General features: G+C 63.0%; 16 protein-coding genes and 1 pseudogene. 13 read left to right on the top strand and 4 right to left on the bottom strand.

Annotation, left to right across the window (positions count from 1 at the left end):
* Window positions 1–103: 103 nt before the first annotated feature.
* Both H8B03_RS18125 and H8B03_RS18120 read right to left on the bottom strand, forming a co-directional pair.
* Complete coding sequence (locus tag H8B03_RS18125) at window positions 104–1264, bottom strand: N-acetylneuraminate epimerase (protein ID WP_193143302.1); 1161 nt, start codon at window positions 1262–1264, stop codon at window positions 104–106.
* Window positions 1265–1332: 68 nt separating this feature from the next.
* Window positions 1333–2235, bottom strand: coding sequence for a dihydrodipicolinate synthase family protein (locus H8B03_RS18120; RefSeq protein WP_193143301.1), 903 nt, complete (start codon window positions 2233–2235; stop codon window positions 1333–1335).
* A gap of 161 nt (window positions 2236–2396) precedes the next feature.
* Here H8B03_RS18120 and H8B03_RS18115 point away from each other — a divergent pair, with 161 nt between their 5' ends.
* The 13 genes from H8B03_RS18115 to H8B03_RS18055 all read left to right on the top strand — a co-directional run bounded on the left by H8B03_RS18115 (window position 2397) and on the right by H8B03_RS18055 (window position 14593).
* Entirely contained in the window at window positions 2397–3140 is a 744-nt protein-coding gene (locus H8B03_RS18115; protein ID WP_193143300.1) for an FCD domain-containing protein, read from the top strand.
* Window positions 3141–3187: 47 nt separating this feature from the next.
* Entirely contained in the window at window positions 3188–4150 is a 963-nt protein-coding gene (locus H8B03_RS18110) for a sialic acid TRAP transporter substrate-binding protein SiaP (protein ID WP_193143299.1), read from the top strand.
* 61 nt (window positions 4151–4211) lie between these two features.
* Window positions 4212–4691 carry a TRAP transporter small permease gene (locus tag H8B03_RS18105; protein WP_193143298.1) on the top strand — a complete coding sequence of 160 codons (480 nt, stop codon included), beginning with the start codon at window positions 4212–4214 and terminating at the stop codon, window positions 4689–4691.
* Window positions 4688–5962, top strand: a complete 1275-nt coding sequence (locus H8B03_RS18100) for a TRAP transporter large permease (RefSeq protein WP_193143297.1) — start codon at window positions 4688–4690, stop codon at window positions 5960–5962. The genes H8B03_RS18105 and H8B03_RS18100 overlap by 4 nt, the downstream gene beginning before the upstream one ends.
* Before the next feature lie 7 nt (window positions 5963–5969).
* On the top strand, window positions 5970–6656 hold the full coding sequence (locus tag H8B03_RS18095) for a putative N-acetylmannosamine-6-phosphate 2-epimerase (protein ID WP_193143296.1): 687 nt from the start codon (window positions 5970–5972) through the stop codon (window positions 6654–6656).
* Window positions 6653–7561 (top strand): ROK family protein, encoded by a 909-nt coding sequence (locus tag H8B03_RS18090; RefSeq protein WP_193143295.1) that lies wholly within the window; start codon window positions 6653–6655, stop codon window positions 7559–7561. The genes H8B03_RS18095 and H8B03_RS18090 overlap by 4 nt, the downstream gene beginning before the upstream one ends.
* On the top strand, window positions 7558–8340 hold the full coding sequence (gene nagB, locus H8B03_RS18085) for a glucosamine-6-phosphate deaminase (RefSeq protein WP_193143294.1): 783 nt from the start codon (window positions 7558–7560) through the stop codon (window positions 8338–8340). Before H8B03_RS18090 ends, nagB begins: the two co-directional genes overlap by 4 nt.
* Before the next feature lie 537 nt (window positions 8341–8877).
* Window positions 8878–9828 (top strand): MBL fold metallo-hydrolase, encoded by a 951-nt coding sequence (locus H8B03_RS18080; protein WP_193143293.1) that lies wholly within the window; start codon window positions 8878–8880, stop codon window positions 9826–9828.
* A 23-nt stretch (window positions 9829–9851) separates the two neighbouring features.
* On the top strand, window positions 9852–11483 hold the full coding sequence (locus tag H8B03_RS18075; RefSeq protein WP_193143292.1) for an FAD-dependent oxidoreductase: 1632 nt from the start codon (window positions 9852–9854) through the stop codon (window positions 11481–11483).
* A complete protein-coding gene (locus tag H8B03_RS18070) occupies window positions 11483–11671 on the top strand; it encodes a DUF2783 domain-containing protein (protein ID WP_193143291.1) in 189 nt (62 codons plus the stop codon). Before H8B03_RS18075 ends, H8B03_RS18070 begins: the two co-directional genes overlap by 1 nt.
* A gap of 19 nt (window positions 11672–11690) precedes the next feature.
* Window positions 11691–12725, top strand: a complete 1035-nt coding sequence (locus tag H8B03_RS18065; protein WP_193143290.1) for a TRAP transporter substrate-binding protein — start codon at window positions 11691–11693, stop codon at window positions 12723–12725.
* Between the two features lie 3 nt (window positions 12726–12728).
* Complete coding sequence (locus tag H8B03_RS18060) at window positions 12729–13280, top strand: TRAP transporter small permease (RefSeq protein ID WP_193143289.1); 552 nt, start codon at window positions 12729–12731, stop codon at window positions 13278–13280.
* Complete coding sequence (locus tag H8B03_RS18055; protein ID WP_193143288.1) at window positions 13277–14593, top strand: TRAP transporter large permease; 1317 nt, start codon at window positions 13277–13279, stop codon at window positions 14591–14593. Before H8B03_RS18060 ends, H8B03_RS18055 begins: the two co-directional genes overlap by 4 nt.
* 476 nt (window positions 14594–15069) lie before the next feature.
* Here the strand turns inward: H8B03_RS18055 and H8B03_RS18050 are convergent, their stop codons facing one another.
* Together H8B03_RS18050 and H8B03_RS18045 are read right to left on the bottom strand one after the other, a co-directional pair.
* A complete protein-coding gene (locus H8B03_RS18050; protein WP_226926120.1) occupies window positions 15070–15510 on the bottom strand; it encodes a MarR family winged helix-turn-helix transcriptional regulator in 441 nt (146 codons plus the stop codon).
* A 98-nt stretch (window positions 15511–15608) separates the two neighbouring features.
* Window positions 15609–15695, bottom strand: a pseudogene (locus H8B03_RS18045) (transposase); the annotation flags it as partial.
* Window positions 15696–15879 lie beyond the last annotated feature (184 nt).

Here is a 15879-nt window from a genome sequence, read left to right as displayed (position 1 = left end):
CGACCGGCGCGCCGCTCGCAGGCGTCTGGGATGCGCCCCGGGGGCAATGCCGGCGAAAGTGTTGCAGCCGGCCCAGCAGATGCGGGCCGGCTGCAAGGTCGTGTCAGTCCGTGATTGCCAGGCTCTCGCCATCCCATTGCAGCAAGAAGACCTCGCTGCGCGCGTTCCGTTCTGCATCCTCGCCGCCAACGACAAGAAGCCCGTCCTCGACGGTGAAGGACCCGCCATAGGCGAGACCGTCGGGCAGTTGCCCGATCTGCGCCCACTGACCATCCTTCAATGCGAACACATCCGAGGCCCAGTTCTTTGAAAGGCCCTCATGCGCGTACCAGTTGCCGGCATCGGCTGCCGCGCGCGCACCCAGGAAGTTTGCACCGCCAGCGACCAGGACATAGCCGTTCGACAGGCCGCCATAGGCCCCTGCGAGACCTTCTTGCACGTCGCTGCCGTCCGGGGCGGGCACCGGCGCAATGGCGGACCATTTGGCCGCATCCCCATCGAACGTGACGGATTTGACCGCGTCGGTGCGCAGACCCGGTTTGATTTCGCCGTTGATGACCAGGAAGGTGCCGGGCGCGGTCTCGACAACCGCCGATCCGGTGTTGGGAAGTTCCGGGTTGGCACCCAAATCGCCCCAGGCATTCGCGGCGGGATCGTAGGTCAGCACCATGTCGTTCCAGCGGTAGTCTTCCGGCGCCATGCCCATGTAGGCATCCACGACCGCGTTCCATCCGTCAGGGTCGGTCGCCTTGTCGATGGCAAGGACCTCGGCCAGATAGGTGTCGAAAAGCTCCTTGTTGTATCCGCCCAGGATGGCGATGCGGCCATCTTCCAGCGTTACGGCGCTGGCTCCCAGAAGGCCGACCGGCGTCGTCGTATCCAGCGTTTCCCAAGTGTTTGCTTCTGGGTCATACCGGCTGACCGCGTCGAAGATGATCGGGGATGCCGCGTCGGGCGTCGCCTTGCCAGAGCCACTGAAGACATAGAGCGCGCCATTCGCCACCGCGGTGGCGGGCTGCCCGGGCGCAGGGCCGTCAAAGTCCGCAAGCGCCTGCCAACCTGCCGCCGTATCGTTCAGATCCAGCGCGAAGACCTGCGCACCAGCACTGCCCAGGCCGACGATCAGCTTGTCGTCGATACGTGCAGCGATGCCGTTCTTGACCCCGACGGGCAGGTCCGGCCAGGTTTCTGCCATGGCGGTTGCGGCCGTCGTGGCGAGCATGAGCGCGCTCACCCCGCCGAGTATTTGTCTGCGTCGTGACATTGAACCTTCTCCTCCTGAAGTCGTGTCTTTGGTGTCCGGTGCCGGGCTTCGTGCTGTGAAGGTCTGGCTCAGACGAGCCAGGCCTTGATCTCGGGGCGCTCCAGAACCGCGCGCATGTGCGCCTCGGCCTTGGCGTCGGACATGCGCAGGCTCATCGGCGCACGGGTCTTGCCGCAGTCGATGCCAAGAATGCGGAACGCCGCCTTCATGCCCGGCAGAACGCCGGTGTCCAAAAGCGCCTCGACAAAGATCTGCGACGCGTCCTGCAACTCTTGCGCGCGGCTCAGGTCGCCGGCCCGCAGTGCGGCATCCAGCGCGACATAAAGCTTGCCAAGGATGTTGTAGGTCGTCCCGATCCCGCCATCCGCGCCCAGCACGCCGCCGGTCAGGTAGATTTCGTCGAAGCCGAAGAAATAGCTGCTGTCGGGACGACGGCGGCGCAGCATCGAAAGCTTGAACAGGTCGGTCGAGGTAAACTTGATGCCGGTGACGTTCGGCAAGTCGAGGATCCGCTCCAGCGAGTCCAGCGGGATCGGACGCCCGGTGCGGATCGGCACCTCGTAGACGATCAGCGGAAGGTCGGTTGCCCCGGCCAGGTCGCGGTAATAGCCTTCAATCTCGGCATCGCTGAACGGGTAGGAATGCGGAGGAAGGGCAGACAGACCATGATAGCCAAGATCCGACGCGCGCTGCGCCAGGCGAATGGAATCACGCAGGTTGGGCATCCCGACATGGGCGATCAGCTTGGCATCCGTGCCCTTGGCGCAATCGGCGACGACGCCTTGCTGTTCGGCCAGTTCATCAACACCCAGCAGCCCCGATTCGCCGCTGCTGCCGCCGACGTAGAGCCCTGTCAGCCCCTGCTTCAACACATAGCCGGTCAGGCTGCGCTGCCTGCCTTCGTCGAATTCTCCGGCATCGTCGAGGCCGGTCATCAACGCGGCATACATTCCAGTCAGTTTCTCGGTCATTCGAACCTCTACCTATTGCTTGGCAGGCCATCGCGGAAAGCCAGATTTCCATTTGGCCTTACACATAGCAGGCCAAATTCCATCATCCGCAATATACAATCAATCTTTGGTTTGACAAGAATTGATTGATGTAATACCAAACTAGCGAGAGGAGACGCCAGATGCCCGCGACCACCGACGATGATCTCGCACAGCGGCGAACGCCGGACGTGATCGCCGATACGCTGATCGCCGAGATCCGCAATGGCGAGTACCAGCCCGATGCCCCCCTGCCGACAGAGCGCGACCTGTGCGAACGGTTTTCCGCTTCGCGCCCCACGGTGCGCGAAGCATTGGTTCAGATGCAGATACGCGGCTATGCCGCCACGGGCGCAGGCAGACGGCCGCGCGCCGCACTCCCGTCGATTGCAACCGTGCTGAAGGGAACGGGCGACCTTATCCGCGATATTTTCGGCGACGCCGAAAGCGGCGCCCACCTGGAACAGATGCGCCAGTTCATCGAAACCGGGGCCGCGCGCGAGGCCGCAATGCGCGCCGACAATATCCAGTTGACCAAATTGCAAACCGCGCTCGAGCGCAACTTCGACGCCGTTGGCACCCCCGATTTCGCGACCACCGACATTGCGTTTCACCGCGCGTTGGTCTCTGTTGTTGGCAACCCGGTGATCCTGACGCTGCACGACATGTTTGTCAGCACGATGATCGCCCATCGGCCGCCGACGGATGATGCAATGCGTTACGACCGGATCGCCTATGATGAACACCGCAAGATCTATCAGGCGATCCTGGATGGCGATGTCGTGGCGGCGACCGACGTGATGGATCGCCACCTGGCCCGATCCTATCGTGCCCGTCTCAAGGCCCCGAAGCTTCCACCAGCCAATGACGAGCGTTTCTCACACTGACACCCGGCGGGTGCTCCCGCCGTATATCAATCACCAAGGAGGATACCATGAAACTTAAGACCACTTTGCTTGCCTGCGCGGCGACCCTGGCATTGGCCGCCCCGGCCATGGCCGAACGCACGTTGACATTCGGCCTGCAGGACAACGAAAGCTCGAACGTCTACAAGGGCGCTCAGGAATTCGCCAGCAAGCTGGAAGAAGTCTCGGGCGGCGAAATGACCGTGAAACTGTTCCCCTCTTCGACCCTCGGCGACTTCAAATCGATGGTTGCTCAGCTTCAGGCGGGCGAGTTGGACATGGTCATCACCGGCTATCCCGACATGAGCTATATCATTCCGGAACTGAACCTGATCGGCGCGCCGTATGTTGCCGATGATTTCGCCCACCTCAAGGAAATCATCGCCGGCCCGTGGGGTCAGGAGATGGCGGCGAAGTTCGAGGACAAGGGCGTTCACCTGCTGGACGTGTGGTACTACGGCACCCGTCAGACCACGTCGAACCGGGCCATCGAATCCATCGATGACATGGCGGGCCTGCGGCTGCGCACACCCAACGTTCCGTTCCTGATTGCCTATGCCGAGAACGTCGGCGCCACCCCCGCCCCGGTCGCCTTCGCAGAAGTCTACCTGGCGCTTCAGACCAACCAGGTTGACGCCGAAGAGAACCCGCTGCCCACCATCGAGGCAATGAAGTTCTATGAAGTGCAGTCGCATGTGGCGATGACCAACCACTTCATCGCATCCGCTGCGGTTCAGATTGCGGACGACCTGTGGGACAGCCTTAGTGCCGAGGAACAGGGCTGGTTCAACGAAGCGGTGGCCGCCGGTGGCGAGTTGAACAACAGCCTGACCGAACAGGCCGAGAACGACCTGATCGCCACGTTCGAAGGGCGCGGCCTGACCATCACCCGTCCTGACCTGGCCCCGTTCCGGGCTGCGATGAAGCCGTACTACGACACGCTTGAAGAGCAGTTCGGCGAAGGCGCCATCGCCCGCGTTCGCGGCGAGTAATCAACCCCTCTGCGGGCGCTTTGGCGCCCGCAGAGTTCATCTGCCTGTAGGGGGAAAGCCGTTGAAGACTCCGCGCAAGTACAGCATCGAAGGCATCGTCGCCTCTTTGTTCTTCATCGTCCTGATCGGCGTTGTGCTGATCCAGGTCTTTGGCCGCACCCCGTTGTTTCGTGGCCCCGTCTGGACAGAGGAAGCCGCACGCTGGCTTTGGGTCTGGATGGCCTTCATCGGCATCGCCGAGGTCGAACGCCAGGACGGCCAGTTGCGCATGGCGTTTCTGGCCGAGCGGCTGCCCGCGCGCGCCCGCCTTGTTCTCTATACGGTGATCGACCTGATCTACCTGGGAATCGTCGGCCATCTCATCTGGATCGCCTACAAGACAGTTCTGCGGACCGCCGACAACACCACTGTCACCCTGCCGACCACTGACGCGGTGCTGTACGCTTCCGGTCTGGTTGCCGCCATCCTTATCTTTCACCGGATTGTCCGCCGCCTGCTGGGCCGCCGCAATGTCACCGTCTCTCGGGAGCCCACGCTATGATCCTTGCCATCGTCGGAATCCTGTGGCTGGTCTTCGTGCTGATCGGCGTGCCCATCGGGGTCGCCATGATCTTCGTATCCATGGGGTATTTCTATTACACCGGCATGGGCATCAGCTTTGCCATGCAACGCATGACCGACGGGCTGAACAGCTTTCCGCTTTTGGCGGTGCCGCTGTTCATCCTCGCGGCGGGGGTTCTGAACTCTGCCGGGATCACCAACCATCTCTTCGGCTTTGCGCGGTCGCTTGTTGGCCATATCACCGGCGGCCTGGGTCACGTCAACGTGCTGGCATCACTGTTCTTTTCCGGCATGTCCGGCTCGGCGCTGGCCGACGCCGGCGGCCTGGGCAAGATGGAGATCGAGGCCATGCGCGAGGCCGGCTATGACGATGACTTCGCCGGGGCCGTGACCGCCGCATCGTCGATGATCGGCCCGCTGGTGCCACCGTCGATCACCATGGTTCTGTATGGGGTGATTGCCAACGTCTCCATCGGCAAACTGTTCCTTGGCGGCATCATTCCCGGCGTCATGTGTGCGGCGGCCTTGATGGTCATGGTCTGGTTCATCGCCCGCAAGCGCAACTATCCCACCGACACGCGCAGCAGTGCCGGAGAGGTCGGCACGCTGTTCGTGAAATCCCTGCCCGCGCTGATGACCCCCGTGGTCATCGTCGGCGGCATCTTTTCCGGCCTGTTCTCACCCACCGAAGCCGCGGCGATTACCGTCCTCTACGCGATCCTGATCGACCTGGTCTTCTACCGCGAGCTGACCTTCCGCAAACTGTGGGATGCGATCTATGAAACCACCACGACATCGGCGTCGATCGCCACCATCGTCGCGGGCGTGGGGTTGCTCAGCTTCATCATGGCGCGTGAACAGGCCCCGCAGCAGATCGCGACGTTCTTCCTGTCCATCGCCGACAGCCCGATCACCTTCCTGATCGCCGTCAACGTGATGATCTTCTTCCTGGGCTGCTTCATCGAGGCGCTGGTGATCCTGCTGGTGGTTGTGCCGATCCTGGTGCCGGTGGCCATGGGCTTTGGCATCGACCCGGTGCACTTCGGCATCATCACCGTGCTGAACCTGATGATCTCGATCCTGACGCCGCCCATGGGCATGGCCCTGTTCGTGGTCGCACAGGTCGGGGGCATCCCGTATCAGCGGCTTGCCAAGGCGATCCTGCCCTGGCTGATCCCGCCGTTCGTGGTGCTGATCCTGGTCTGTGCCTTTCCGATCCTGTCAACCGGCCTGCCGAGCCTGATGGACTGACATGACCATGACCCTGCTTGATACCCTGCGCGGCGGCCTTGTCGTTTCCTGTCAGCCTGTCGATGACGGACCTATGGACCACCCCGATATCGTCGCCGCCATGGCCGCTGCCGCCGTGGCAGGCGGGGCGGACGGGCTGCGGATCGAAGGCGTCGAAAACCTGGCCGCGGTGCGCCCGCGCGTCTCGGTACCGATCATCGGCATCCTCAAGCGCGACCTGGACGACAGCCCGGTGCGCATCACCCCCTATCTGGCGGATGTCCGGGCCCTGGCCGAGGCAGGCGCCGACATCATCGCCTATGACGCCACCGACCGGCCTCGCCCGGAATCCACCGCCGCGATCCTGGCCGCGATCCATGCGGCCGGCGCACTGGCCATGGCCGATTGCTCTACGCTTGCGGACGGGCGGCGGGCCCTGTCCGAAGGCGCGGCGATCCTTGGCACCACCCTGTCGGGCTATACCGACGAAACCGCGGGCCGGACCGAAGGCCTGGATACGGTGTTGATCGGCGCATTCCGGGACCTCGGCGGCTTTGTCATGGCCGAGGGGCGGGCCAATACGCCCGCGCTTGCCGCCCAGGCGATGGCCGCCGGGGCGGACGCCGTAACGGTCGGCACCGCGCTGACGCGGCTGGAGCATGTCACCGGCTGGTTCCGTGATGCCGTTTCGCAGGCCATCGAGGAACGGGCATGAAGATCATTCAGCGCGACGCCCTGAATGGGTTCGCTGCCGATCTGGGCGGCACCAAGATCGCCGCCGCCCGGATTGAAAACGGCAAGGTCGTCGAGCGGCTTCTGGCCCCCACTGACCCCGCCGCCGGACCCGAGGCTCAGATTGCCGCCATTCGCACGTTGCTGGACCAGTTGGGCCACAGCAAGGGCGCGCCCCTTGGCGCTGCCGTCACCGGGCGGGTCGATCGCGCGGGGGCCTGGCACGCGGTCAACAGCGGGACACTGCCCGCGATCCTCGGGTTTCCGCTGGAACAGGAACTGGTGCGCGCCCTTGGCGCCGCCACCTGCCTGAACGACGCCGCAGCCGCCGCCTTTGCCGAAGGGCTTTTCGGCGCTGGCGCTACCAGCGACAGCTTTGCCTACATCACGGTCTCGACCGGGGTTGGCGGTGGGCTGGTCATCGGCAACCGCCTTGTTTCAAGCGAAAACGGCCTTGCGGGGCATGTCGGGTTCGTTTCCAGCCGCCACGCCAACGGCCCCTGCGGCAGCGGCCGCATGGCAACGGTCGAAAGCACCGCGGGCGGGCGCGGTATTGCCGCCGCAGCGGCGGCCGCCGGTCACCAGGGCGTCGATGCCCGCGCCGTGTTCCTGGCCGCGTCCGAAGGCCAGGACTGGGCCGACCGGATCGTCGCCACTTCGGCCCGCGCGGTGGCCACGCTGATCGGTGACCTGACCGCTATTCTGGGCCTCGATACGGTGGCGATGGGCGGCAGCATCGGCCTTGCACCCGGATACATCGAACGCATGCGCAGCGTGCTGAGCGATGAACCCGAACTGTTCCGCCCGCGCCTTGTTCTTGCCGAACTTGGCCATGACGCGCCGCTGATTGGCGCGCTGGCTGCCCACCTGGGAAAGGAAAACCCATGAAGGTCCTGATCCTTCCTGACGAACAGGCCGCGATGCAACGCGCCGCCGATCTGGTCGCCCGCACCGTGCAAGCCAAGCCCGCCGCGGTGCTGGGGCTGGCGACCGGCGGCACCATGCTGCCGCTCTATCAGGCCCTTGCCCAGCGTCACCGTGACGACGGGCTGTCCTTTGCCGAAACCACCAGCTTCAACCTGGATGAGTACATCGGCCTGGCGCCGGACCACCCCTGTTCCTACCACAGCTACATGCAAGAGGCGTTCTTCGGGCTGGTCGACATCGACCCGACGCGCACCCATCTGCCCAAGGGGGACGCCGCCGATCCGCAGGCCGCCTCGGCGGACTACGAGGCCCTGATCGAGGCCGCGGGCGGCATTGATCTGCAACTCCTCGGGATCGGTCACAACGGGCATATCGGCTTCAACGAACCGACGGCCAGCCTTGGCTCGCGCACCCGGATCAAGACGCTGACAACAAGCACCCGCCGCGCCAACCAGCGTTACTTCGCATCCTTCGAAGAAACGCCGCGCTACGCCATCACCATGGGCGTGGCCACCATTCTTGCATCGCGGGCCTGTCTGTTGCTCGCCACCGGAGAGGCCAAGGCCGATGCCGTCGCCCGCATGGTCGAAGGCCCGCTCAGTGCAGCCTGCCCGGCCTCGGCACTGCAACTACATGCCCGCGCCACGATCATCCTTGACGAAGCCGCTGCCGGCGCGCTGACCCTCTCCGAATACTACGAAAACGTTCACCCACAGGGCCGCGACAGCCCCTTCGACTGACCCGGGCCAACCGCAGCGTTTTTTTCAGGGCAACCCTGCGACAGCGTGGGCGACGTCCTGCGCGCCCATCAGGGACCAAGATGACGAAGAGTGCATCGCCCTGCCGGTCTGCCCGGGGGGGTGAGCTGCGCTGTGCCGCCTGCGGCCTGAAGACCCTCGCCCACGGGCGCGGTCCGTCCCCGGCGTTCGAAGACCCAAAGCAGGATCGCGGGGACCGGTCGGTCTTTGCCGTGGCCGGTTTGGCCGGCCTCTGATCAGTTTGGCCCATGCTTCGACGCACCTGTGCCAGTTCGATATGCCGCATCGATTCCCTTCTTTTCGTGGCCCGGCGCAGGGCCCCGGACGATAATATCTGTGACCTTTTGAAAAGATTTGGATATTCTGACCTTTCTTGGGAACTGACGGTGCGCGAGCGACATCCTTGACTTTCGTTTCATTTGCAACGATAAACGTTTCATATGAAACATTGTGAAGAGTAACGCCGAAGTTCCCACCCATTCCGTTGCCCCGAACAACGAAGCACCCACGGAGAAACACATGGCAAAGGCATTCGCATCGCAGGGAGACCTGGGAGAGAAAACGATCAGTTTTACCGAAGTGGGCGACGGGCTCTGGGCCTTCACCGCCGAAGGCGACCCGAACTCGGGTGTGATCATCGGCGATGACAGCGTGATGATCGTCGAAGCACAGGCGACGCCGCGCCTGGCAAACAAGGTGATCGAAAAAGTTCGCGAAGTAACGGACAAGCCAATCTCTCACCTGGTCCTGACGCATTACCATGCCGTGCGGGTTCTTGGCGCTTCGGCCTACGGGGCAAGCCAGGTCCTCATGTCGGACAAGGCCCGCGCGATGGTGGCTGAACGCGGCAAGGAAGATTGGGACAGCGAGTTCCAGCGCTTCCCGCGTCTGTTCGAGGGACACGAGAGCATCCCAGGGCTGACCTGGCCCACCACCACCTTCAAGGACAGGATGTCGGTCTTTCTAGGCAACCGCCGCGTGGACCTGATGCATCTGGGGCGCGCGCATACCGCCGGTGACATCGTCATTCACGTTCCGGACCAGAACGTGATGTTCACCGGGGACATCGTCGAATACCACTCCGCCTGCTACTGTGGCGACGGGCATTTCAACGATTGGGGCGGCACGCTGGACAATATCGCCGGCTTCGACGTCGATGCCATTGCACCGGGCCGCGGCGATGCGCTGGTTGGCAAGGAAATGGTCCATGCCGCGATCGAAAGCACCCGCGATTTCGTCGAGAGCACCTATCGCCCCGCAGCCCGCGTGGCCGCACGCGGTGGCAGCCTGAAGGACGCATGGGACGCGGTGCGCGCCGCCTGCGATCCGAAATTCGCGGACTACGCAATCTACGAGCACTGCCTGCCCTTCAATGTCGCCCGCGCCTACGATGAAGCGCGGGGCATCGATACGCCGCGCATCTGGACCGCGCAGCGTGACATAGAAATGTGGGAACAATTGCAGGGCTGAGACGTCAGGGGAGGAGACCCGACATGTTTGATGACAGATACAAGCTGGCCTTCAAGGCCTATCCGTACGAGAGATCGCCCGACCAGGATGCCGAGGCGCCAGTGCGCCATCCGGTCGTGGTCATGGGCGGCGGTCCGATTGGCGTGGCCACCGCGCTTGACCTCGGTCGCCAGGGCATCCCTGTCGTGGTGCTCGACGATCACGAAGGAATTGGCATGGGCAGCCGGGCAATCTGCTTTGCCAAGCGTTGCCTGGAAATCTCGAACCGCTATGGCTGCGGGACACCGATGCTGGAAAAGGGCGTCGTCTGGAACCTTGGCAAGGTGTTCCACCGCGACGACATGGTTTTCGAATTCAACCTGCTGCCGGAAGAGGGTCACCAGTATCCCGCTTTCATCAACCTGCAGCAGCCGTATTTCGAGCAATTCCTGATTGACCGGGCCCGCGAGCTTCAGTCCGCGGGTGCGCCGATCCAACTGCGGGGCAAGAACCGCGTCGATGCGGTAGAGGTCCGGGACGACCACGTGGTCCTGACCGTGATGACACCCGACGGCCCCTATGTCCTTGAGGCTGACTGGCTGATCGGCTGTGACGGCGCAAGCTCGCCGCTGCGCGGGATGCTCGACCTCGACTTCAGCGGGCGCGTGTTTCAGGACAGCTTCCTGATTGCCGACATCAAGCTGAAGGGCGAAAAACGCTTCCCGACCGAAAGGTGGTTCTGGTTCGAACCCAGCCACGGATCGGGCGCGTCGGCGCTGCTGCACAAACAGCCCGACGATGTCTGGCGGATCGACTTCCAGATCGGCTGGGACGTCGACCGCAAGGAGGAAATGAAAGAGGAAAACATCCGCCGCCGGCTGGACGCGATGCTGGGCGATGTCGATTACGAGATGGTCTGGTCCTCGATCTACACGTTCCAGTGCAAGCGGATGGACAGCTTCCGATCCGGCCGCGTTCTTTTTGCCGGAGACGCCGCGCACCAGGTTTCGCCCTTCGGGGCACGGGGTGCCAACTCCGGCATGCAGGATGTGGACAACCTCGGCTGGAAACTGGGCCTTGTGATCGAAGGCAAGGCTCCCGAAAGCCTTCTGGACAGCTATGACGTTGAGCGGGTCCACGGAGCGGATGAGAACATCCTGAACTCCACGCGCGCGACCGACTTCATCACGCCGAAAACCGAAACCAGCCGGATTTTCCGGGATGCGGTGCTGGGCCTGAGCAGGGAGTATGCGTTTGCCCGGCCAATGGTCAATTCCGGTCGGCTCAGCGTGCCTTGTGTCTATGACGGATCAGGCCTCAACTCTGCGGACGCGCTGTTGGGTGGCCCGTCGCGCACACGCCCCGGGGCCCCTTGTCCGGATGCCCCCCTGGGCGACGACTTCCTGCTGTCGAAGCTCGGCGATGAATTCGTGATCCTGACAATCGACGCGGATGCGCCCGAAACACTGGAAGAAGACGGCATCACCGCGCGGCGGATTGCCCTTTCGGCCAGCGACGACCCGTCGGGGCGACTCAAGGAGCGCTATCTGGGCGAGGCCACATCGGCGGTCTACCTGATCCGGCCCGATCAGCATGTTGCCTCCCGCCGCAGCGAATTCAACGAAGCCCTGATGCGCACCGCGCTGCGCCGCGCCACCGGAAAGGAGTCCGTCTGATGAGCGATTTGATCCTGACCCCCAATATCGACGGGACCGACGATTTCTATGCCGATCTGCTGGCGATCCACGAAGGAAAGGACAAGGCCGAGAGCGATGCGATCAACGCCCGGCTGATCCTGATACTGGCCAACCACATCGGCGACCGGGAGGTCCTGAACCAGGCTCTCGCTGCCGCCAAGATCTGAAACACCAAGGGAGGATACCATGAAAATCAAGTTTAAAGGCACAGCACTGCTGCTCGCCGGCGCAGCCAGCGTCACCATGTCGTTTGCGTCGATGGCCATTGCCGATACCACGCTGGCGCTGTCCAGCTGGCTGCCGCCGCGCCACCCCATCGTCGTGGACGCCATCAAGCCCTGGGCCAAACAGGTGGGCGAAGTTACCGACGGCCGCGTGACGGTCCGCGTGCTGGCCAAGCCGATGGGGCCGCCGCCGACGCATTACGACATGGCAGCGGACGGCATCGCCGACATCACCTATGGCCTGCATTCCTTCACCACCGACGATCGCTTCAGCCGGTCCCGCATTGGCCAGTTTTCCTTCATCGGAGACGACGCCGTTGCCGGGTCCAAAGCCTTCTGGAACGTTTATTCCGGTCCGCTCAACGCCCAGGAAGAACATGACGGCGTCAAGCTTCTGGGCCTGTTCGTGCACGGGCCCGGCGTGTTGCACAACAACGCGCGCAAGATCGAAACCCCCGAGGACTTTGCCGGTCTGAAGATCCGGGTTCCCGGCGGCTACATCTCTGACATGATGTCCGACCTGGGGACGACCACGCTTTTCATGTCCTCGGGAGAAGTCTACGAGAAGCTGTCGCGCGGGGTGATCGACGGTGCGACCTTCACCTATGAAGCCCTGACCGCCTTCAAACTGACCGACGATCTGAAATACTCCATGACCGTCCCGGGCGGCATCTACAACACCACCTGGTTCCTGGTGGTCAACGACGAGAAATGGGCCGAAATCTCTCCGGAAGATCAGGCCGCGATCGAGGCGATCTCTGGCGAAGCCTTTGCCGAGCTGGTCGGCGAAGCCTGGAACAACGCTGACGACAAGGCCATCAGCAAGATCCAGGACGCCGGCATCGAAATCTACGAAGCCCCGCCTGCGGTTCTGGACGGGATCAAGTCGATTGCCGCCCAGTACGAACAGTCCTGGTCCGACGAAATCGCTGCGGATGGCTATGACGGCACAGCAGCCCTGGCCGAACTGCGCAAACAAGCCGGCGTGGACTTCTGATCGATGGAGCGGCTTCGCCATCGTTTCCCCGACCGGCCCCCTGAAGAAGGGGGGCTGGATATCGGGCTGCTGCTCGACAGGTCACTGGGCGTCGGAGCTGCTCTGATCCTGTTCAGCCTGATCCTGATCACCTGCGCCGATGTCGTCGGGCGCTACTTCTTCAACGCGCCGCTGGCCGGCGCGTTCGAACTCACCGAAATCCTGCTTGCGGCGCTTGTGTTCCTGGCGCTGCCGCTTACCACCGAACGGCGCGAACACGTCGAGGTGGACCTGCTGAACATGGTTCTGGGAGCCAAGGCGCAACGCCTGCTTGCGGCCTTCGCCGGACTGTTTTCAGCGGCGCTTCTGGCCACATTTTCCTGGCGGCTGTTTACCCACGCAGCCAGGGCGGCCCATGACGGCGCGGTGAGCAACGCACTCGAGATCCCGCTGGCGCCGTTTGGCTACCTTGCAGGGGCCTCCTGCATGGTGTCGGCCTTCATCGCCTTCCTGCGGGGCGTGCAACCGCCCCCCGAACACAATACCGACAAAGACCACCTGGAGGCGACACCATGATCGAGTCCCTGATCGGTTTCGCCGTACTTCTTGGCCTCATCCTTCTGCGGGTGCCGATTGCCTTCGCGATGGCGGCTGTGGGCGGGTTTGGCTTTGCCTTCATGCGCGGCTGGGAACCTGCATGGGCCATGACCGGACAGGTCGCCTTTGACACCACCCTGTCGTACAGCCTGTCGGTCATCCCGCTTTTCATCTTCATGGGCAACATCCTGGCGGGTTCTGGTGTCGCGCACGGCCTGTTTGCCGGGGCCGACCGGCTTTTTGGACGGTTTCGCGGCGGGCTGGCCATGGCCTCGGTCTTCTCCTGCGGTGGCTTTTCGGCGGTCTGCGGCTCGTCACTGGCAACGGCGGCGACGATGTCCAAGGTGGCCATGCCTTCCATGCGCCGTTTCGGATATGATGATCGTCTCGCCACAGGCTCCATTGCCGCCGGCGGCACGCTCGGCATCCTGATACCGCCGTCCGTGATCCTGATCATCTATGGCCTGCTGACGGAAACCAATATCGCCAAGCTGTTCATCGCCGGCATCGTGCCGGGGATCATCGGAGTGCTGCTCTATCTTGGCGCCGTATTGGTGGCGGTTCGGATCAACCCGGCCCTGGCGCCGGAAAAGGCAAGCACCGAACCGATGAGCCGGGATGACGTTATCGGGGTCGTCTGTGTGCTTGGCCTGTTCATCTTCATCATGGTCGGGATCTACGGTGGCTTCTTCACGCCAACCGAGGCCGCGGGCATGGGCGCGGGGGCTTCGGTTCTGATCGCTCTGGCGCTCAGGACGATGACATGGTCGGGGTTCTTCTCCGCCACGCTGGATTCGATCCGGGCCACGGCGATGATCTTTGCGGTCATCATCGGTGCCGAGCTCTTCACCAACTTCATCAACTTCGCCGGCTTGCCAGATGCGCTCTCGGGCTTCGTGCTCGACAACCAACTGCCGGTCTGGGCGGTGATCGCCTTTATCATCGTGGTCTACATGGTGCTTGGCTGCGTGCTTGAAAGCCTGTCGATGATCCTGCTCACCGTCCCGGTCTTCTACCCGCTGATGTTCGAGCTGGAGTTTGCCAACGAGTTGTTGCTCGACCCGGAGAACGCCCTGATCTGGTTCGCCATCGTCGTCGTCGTGGCGACCGAGATCAGCCTGATCACGCCGCCCGTCGGCATGAACGTCTTCGTTCTGAAGGGTGTGCTGCAGGATGTCTCGCTGGGCACGATCTTCAAGGGGGTGTTCCCCTTCTGGATCGCCGACGTGATCCGGCTGGCGCTGCTCATCCTCATCCCGTCGCTCTCGCTCTGGCTTGTGGGATTGATGTGAACCGGCGGGGCAGCGCCGTCTGCCCCGCCACTCTGGCACTGCCCCCAAAAGGGTGGGCCTGAAACACGCCGGTTGGCTGCACGCGAGGGAACTCGAGGGGAACAATTGCTCCCTGGGGAATGCACCCTCGCCCGCCCCCTCCCTGACATGAAGCGCACCGAGCGACGTGGGAACCAGCCCGCAAGAGCGATCCCCCGGACCGCCGCTGCCGGATCAATGACGCCATTCGGCGTGGCAACCTGATCCCTGCCGACAGGAACGCGACCGGCATCCTGCGTTCAAAGGCAAGGACCTGGAAACGCGATCAGATCAACCGGAGTGTCCCGCGCAACCCCTTCGAAGAGGTTGGCAGGGTGACCGGACTGCCCGGAAAGCGTCGGCCGCCATCAAGGTGCCAATCTCTCACGTGCACGTAAGACCCTGATCGCCGGGTTTCGGTAACAGCCCCTTCTGGCAGCGGCTTCACTGTCTGGACGTCAAGACCCGGTTGCCGCCTTCAAAAGCGCAGAGACACCACGGTTGAGGGCCACCCGATCCTCGTCAGACATGGACATCAGCATTTCCTGCGCACGGGCTTCGACCTGCGGCAGGAGTTCATCGAAAAGCCGATGGCCCTCCGGCGTGCAACTGTAGACCCTGATACGGCGGTCGCCTTCAGAAATGGCACGGGTGATCAGACCCTTGTCTTCCAGCCGCTGCGCAGCGCGATGGACCTGCACCTTGTCGAGAGTCGTGCGTTGGGTAAGCTCCCGCGATGTCAGGTTCTGGGCATCGGCCAACAGGAACAGAAGGCGCCACTCTTCCCGCGACAAGCCAAATCCCTGCTGGTAGACCTCGGTAAGCTTCCGCGAGAAGGCTTCCGAAGCGACGGCGAGACGATATGGAAAGAATGAATCTAGCTGCATTTCACCAGACATTGTAGCGGGTTTTGTTTCGCTTGCAACGAACCTCTGTCCGGTGACCTGGCAACAATGGCGTGGCTTTGCTCAGCCGGCGGTCGAGGGCAGCGTCGATCTCGGCACACATCTACCGTCGCCACGCCGCTCTCCTGCTGCTTCAGGATCGCAATGATCTGCTCTTCGCTGAACCGTGATCTCTTCATTCTGTCCGTCTCCTCGTTCGGGACGGAATCTACCTCAAACTGGAGGGAAGTCGGGTCTCAGGTCAGACTCGTCCAACGTTGATGTGGCGTTGATGTAAAACGCGACATCAAAAACTTGATCGGCTGGAGCCGACTTCAAGTCTTTGATATTCTGTTAAATTTTTGGTTGCGGGGGCAGGATTTG

Origin of the sequence: Meridianimarinicoccus sp. MJW13, assembly GCF_014901205.1 — a bacterium.
In the GTDB taxonomy this organism is placed as follows: domain Bacteria; phylum Pseudomonadota; class Alphaproteobacteria; order Rhodobacterales; family Rhodobacteraceae; genus Meridianimarinicoccus.
Note: the sequence above shows the minus strand (reverse complement) of the source record. Positions and strands in the feature narration are given on the sequence as shown.

What these genes read in the sequence shown, in the direction of transcription:
- H8B03_RS18125 (WP_193143302.1), bottom strand. Translation starts at nt 1,264, where the DNA reads ATGTCACGACGCAGACAAATACTCGGCGGGGTGAGCGCGCTCATGCTC.
- H8B03_RS18120 (WP_193143301.1), bottom strand. Translation starts at nt 2,235, where the DNA reads ATGACCGAGAAACTGACTGGAATGTATGCCGCGTTGATGACCGGCCTC.
- H8B03_RS18115 (WP_193143300.1), top strand. Translation starts at nt 2,397, where the DNA reads ATGCCCGCGACCACCGACGATGATCTCGCACAGCGGCGAACGCCGGAC.
- H8B03_RS18110 (WP_193143299.1), top strand. Translation starts at nt 3,188, where the DNA reads ATGAAACTTAAGACCACTTTGCTTGCCTGCGCGGCGACCCTGGCATTG.
- H8B03_RS18100 (WP_193143297.1), top strand. Translation starts at nt 4,688, where the DNA reads ATGATCCTTGCCATCGTCGGAATCCTGTGGCTGGTCTTCGTGCTGATC.
- H8B03_RS18095 (WP_193143296.1), top strand. Translation starts at nt 5,970, where the DNA reads ATGACCCTGCTTGATACCCTGCGCGGCGGCCTTGTCGTTTCCTGTCAG.
- H8B03_RS18090 (WP_193143295.1), top strand. Translation starts at nt 6,653, where the DNA reads ATGAAGATCATTCAGCGCGACGCCCTGAATGGGTTCGCTGCCGATCTG.
- nagB (WP_193143294.1), top strand. Translation starts at nt 7,558, where the DNA reads ATGAAGGTCCTGATCCTTCCTGACGAACAGGCCGCGATGCAACGCGCC.
- H8B03_RS18080 (WP_193143293.1), top strand. Translation starts at nt 8,878, where the DNA reads ATGGCAAAGGCATTCGCATCGCAGGGAGACCTGGGAGAGAAAACGATC.
- H8B03_RS18075 (WP_193143292.1), top strand. Translation starts at nt 9,852, where the DNA reads ATGTTTGATGACAGATACAAGCTGGCCTTCAAGGCCTATCCGTACGAG.
- H8B03_RS18070 (WP_193143291.1), top strand. Translation starts at nt 11,483, where the DNA reads ATGAGCGATTTGATCCTGACCCCCAATATCGACGGGACCGACGATTTC.
- H8B03_RS18065 (WP_193143290.1), top strand. Translation starts at nt 11,691, where the DNA reads ATGAAAATCAAGTTTAAAGGCACAGCACTGCTGCTCGCCGGCGCAGCC.
- H8B03_RS18060 (WP_193143289.1), top strand. Translation starts at nt 12,729, where the DNA reads ATGGAGCGGCTTCGCCATCGTTTCCCCGACCGGCCCCCTGAAGAAGGG.
- H8B03_RS18055 (WP_193143288.1), top strand. Translation starts at nt 13,277, where the DNA reads ATGATCGAGTCCCTGATCGGTTTCGCCGTACTTCTTGGCCTCATCCTT.
- H8B03_RS18050 (WP_226926120.1), bottom strand. Translation starts at nt 15,510, where the DNA reads ATGTCTGGTGAAATGCAGCTAGATTCATTCTTTCCATATCGTCTCGCC.